Genomic DNA, 3665 nt, shown 5'->3' with positions numbered 1-3665 from the left:
GTGCACAGGTGATCCACAGCCTGTGCACAGAGGCGTGCGGGGTGCGCGCAGGGGGCGTGAGGGTGCGCCTGGGGTGGGTTGGGGTGCGTGGGGGTGTGCGGGGTGGTTCGGGATGGTTAGGGGTTTGACGTGGGATCAGGCGGAGAGCGTGGAGCGCCTGTTACCGGGTGTGGTGCGGCGGGTGCTGGGCGGTGGTGAGCCGCAGCCGTGGTGGGTGCCTCGGCGGGTACTGACGGTGGTGTCGGCCGATGTCGACACCGGCGCGGGTGTCGGGGCGGTGTGGATGGTGTGGCGTCCGCAGAGCGCGAGGGCGCGGGAGTACGGCGGGATCCTGGAGTGGTACGACGGGCAGTGGCGGTCCCTGGGGGTCGGTAGCTCCGAGGTGGGCGATCCCGTCGACGCCGAGGTGATCGAGGTTCGCGTCAGTGGGGGTTCGCTCAGCCTCACCAGCCGTAGCGACCCGCCGCGCTCCTTCGAGACGGCTCCCTGGATCACTCGCGCCCACGTGTACCTGGGGCGGGACGTCGGTCACGTCCTCGTCGGCGAACGCCGGTTCGAGGCGCCGGAGGGGCGCCGGTTCGTCGTCGCCTGGAAGGGGCCCCAGATCAGTCGCGGGGGGCGTCCCGTCATCGTTGCTCTCGGGCGCGACGGCACCGAGCTCTCCCGGATCGGCCCGCTCGACAGCCTGGACAGCCATACGTGGGCACGGGTGCGGCGGGAGTTGGGGGAGGGAGGAGAGTCGGGGGAGTTGGGTTAGGTCGAGGGGGCCTTCACCTTTACGGGTTCACGGCAGATTCTCAGCAAGCAGCCGCGTTTGTTCTTGCCTTCGCGCGTCACAGTGGCCCCTGATGAAGCACCTCACTCATCCCTTGTGCAAGCGGTGGCACGCGTTGTTTCCCGTCGTCGTGCTGCTCGCCGTCACCTCCGTCTCCGGTGCCGACCTCGGCAGCGGCGCCTCCGGGGCGCTCGGGGTGTTCGCCGAGGCCCGTGCGGTGCCCCGGGAGGCCCGGGTGGGGGCCCTGTTCAGCGGCGATCTGGAGGGCGGCCATTTCTGCACCGCTTCCGTCGTGCGCAGTGGTGGGCGGGATCTGATACTTACCGCCGCGCACTGTCTGAGCGGCGGCGGGGACACGGACGTCGTCTTCGCGCCCGGGTACCGGGACGGCCGGGCACCTTACGGGCTGTGGCGCATCACCAAGACCGTCGTACCGGCGGCCTGGAGCGACCGGGCCGACGAGGACAGCGACTTCGCCTTCGCCGTCGTCGCCTCGAAGGGCGGGCGCGATCTGGAGGACGCGGTGGGGGCGAACGCCTTCGCCCCGGGGCGGGAGACCGGGGCCTCCCCTGTTGTCGTCACCGGGTATCCCAACGTGCTGGACGTGCCCCTCACCTGTGTCAACCGGCCCACCGAGCAAAGTCGTACGCAGCAGCGCATCGAGTGTCCCGACTTCACGGACGGTACGAGCGGGAGCCCATGGGTGGACGCGGAGGGGGAGGTGGTGGGGGTGCTTGGGGGGTTCCAGCAGGGTGGGGCTACTGATGATGTGTCCTACAGCGCTGTGCTGGGGGGTGCGGCTGATGCCTTGTATCGGGAGGCCGGTGGGTCCTTCGGTTCCGATTGAGAAGTGGCGCGTTTCGTCATGATCACCTCCAGGTGTGGGTAGCGCCTCTACACTGACGTGGGCGTACTCCCTGGCGGTGAGGGGCGGTTGACGGTGCGTAAGGCATGGATCGTGGCGAGCGTTGCCGTCGGTGGCACCCTCAGCTTCGTGATGCTGCTTGTCGTGGGCGTCTACCTTGTCGCCGGGAACGTTGCCGGTCAGGCGGGCGGCGGGAGCGTCGCGCTCGCCAAGGGGGCCGTGCCGGCCGCGTATACCGCGCTCGTACAGAAGTGGGGCAATCTGTGCCCCGCCATCAATCCCGCCCTCCTCGCCGCGCAGCTGTACCAGGAGAGCGGATTCAATCCGAATGCGAAGAGTCCGGCAAAGGCGGAAGGGATAGCGCAATTCATCCCCGGAACCTGGGCCTCGCACGGAATCGACGGCGACGGTGACGGCGACCGCGACGTATGGGACCCGAATGACGCGATTCCGTCGGCCGCGTCGTACGACTGCCAGCTCGCCTCGTACGTGAAGGACGCCCCCGGAGACCCGACGCACAACATGCTCGCCGCTTACAACGCGGGGGCGTACGCCGTCATCAAATACGGGGGTGTACCGCCGTATTCGGAGACCCGGAACTATGTGAAGACCATCACCACGCTGCAGACGAGCTTTGCCGCTCCCGTGGGTCGCGTCGACCCCTCCGAGCAGGCCGCCGCGGCGATCAACTACGCCCAGGGCAAGCTCGGCACGCCCTACCTCTGGGGCGGTACCGGTACCGCTGAGCAGCAAGGACGCTTCGACTGCTCCGGGCTCACCCAGGCCGCGTACGCGAGTGTGGGCGTCGAGTTGCCCAGGGTCGCCAACGACCAGTACAACGCCGGCGCGCATCCCTCGCGGGCGGAGTTGTTGCCGGGCGACCTCGTCTTCTTCTCCGACGACCTCACCAATTCGCGGGCTATCCGGCATGTGGGGATTTATGTGGGCGGCGGTTACATGATTGACGCGCCCCGTACCGGCGCCGTCATCCGGTTCGATCCGATCGACAGCCCCGATTACTTCGGGGCGACCCGGGTCACCGAAGATGGCGCGAAAGCGTTGCCCACCGCTGTGTGAGCGCAGCGTGAAACCCTCCCCTGAGCTGCGAGTTTGTGTCTCTCTTCGATAACGTCTGCGTGATCTTTCGGTGGAGAGTGGAACGTATAAACGGAAGGCGTGCGTTCCTGTTCCCGTAGTGGATTCGCCGGCGCCCGGGTTGGGTTTGTTGTCGGGCCTGTTCCGTTTGTCGCGTGTGGCGGGTTTGGTGCGTGTGGTGCGTGTGGCACGTGTCAAGCGGGGAGTTCCTATGGCACTGGGTGGGCTTGGGCAGGAGTGGCGCACGGAAGCAGTGCGCTCTGGACATGACGACGAAGGGCCGCAGCATCATGGCTGGACTCGCTGAAACCGGGTCGGATCCCGACGTCGACCTGCTCTACGACATCAATGGCCTGGCCAAGGACGCGCCCCGGTGGTTCGACCGGGTGGTCGAAGTCGTCGGCGAGTACGGGCTGTTGGTGGCCCTGGTGGTCGTCGTGGTCTGGTGTTGGTGGAGTGTGCGGCGGCGGGGTGGGGACGAGGCGGCGGTGTCTGTGGCCGCGTTGGTCTGGGCGCCGCTCGGTGCGGCGGTCGCGGTGCTCGTGAACATTCCGATACGGGGTTTCGTGCAGCGGCCCCGGCCGTTTCTGGATCACCAGGGGCTTGAGGTTCTGGTCTCCGGGAAGACCGATCTGTCCGACTACTCGTTCGTGAGCGCTCACGCGACGATCGCCATGGCGATGGGGGTCGGGCTGTTTGTGGCGCATCGGAAGTTCGGGATGGTGGGGATAGGGCTCGCGCTGGTGGAGGGGTTCTGTCAGGTGTACATGGGGGTGCACTACCCGACGGATGTGGTGGGTGGGTTCGCGTTGGGGACGGCGGTTGTGTTGCTGCTGTCGCCGGTGGCGATGGCGTTGCTTACTCCGGTTACCCGGGCTGTTGAGGGGTCTGGGTGGGGTGGGTGGTTGATTCGGGCTCGGGCTCGGGGGC

Annotated in this window: 4 protein-coding genes; all 4 read left to right on the top strand. The window is 67.6% G+C overall.

The genetic code is table 11. The features are described from left to right. Positions 1-124 precede the first annotated feature (124 nt). Positions 125-757, top strand: coding sequence for a hypothetical protein (locus ADL01_RS17970; RefSeq protein WP_234354690.1), 633 nt, complete (start codon positions 125-127; stop codon positions 755-757). A 91-nt stretch (positions 758-848) separates the two neighbouring features. Next, entirely contained in the window at positions 849-1622 is a 774-nt protein-coding gene (locus tag ADL01_RS17965) for a trypsin-like serine peptidase (protein ID WP_053743019.1), read from the top strand. 87 nt (positions 1623-1709) lie between these two features. Continuing rightward, positions 1710-2717, top strand: a complete 1008-nt coding sequence (locus tag ADL01_RS17960) for an NlpC/P60 family protein (RefSeq protein WP_234354689.1) — start codon at positions 1710-1712, stop codon at positions 2715-2717. A 308-nt stretch (positions 2718-3025) separates the two neighbouring features. Next, a partial coding sequence (locus tag ADL01_RS17955) for a phosphatase PAP2 family protein (protein WP_053743020.1) occupies positions 3026-3665 on the top strand: 640 nt, incomplete at its 3' end.

The sequence above is a fragment of the Streptomyces sp. NRRL WC-3618 genome, from assembly GCF_001280005.1.
Taxonomy (GTDB): domain Bacteria; phylum Actinomycetota; class Actinomycetes; order Streptomycetales; family Streptomycetaceae; genus Streptomyces.
The sequence above is the reverse complement of the archived record's forward strand: the minus strand, read 5'-3'. Positions and strand labels throughout refer to the sequence as shown.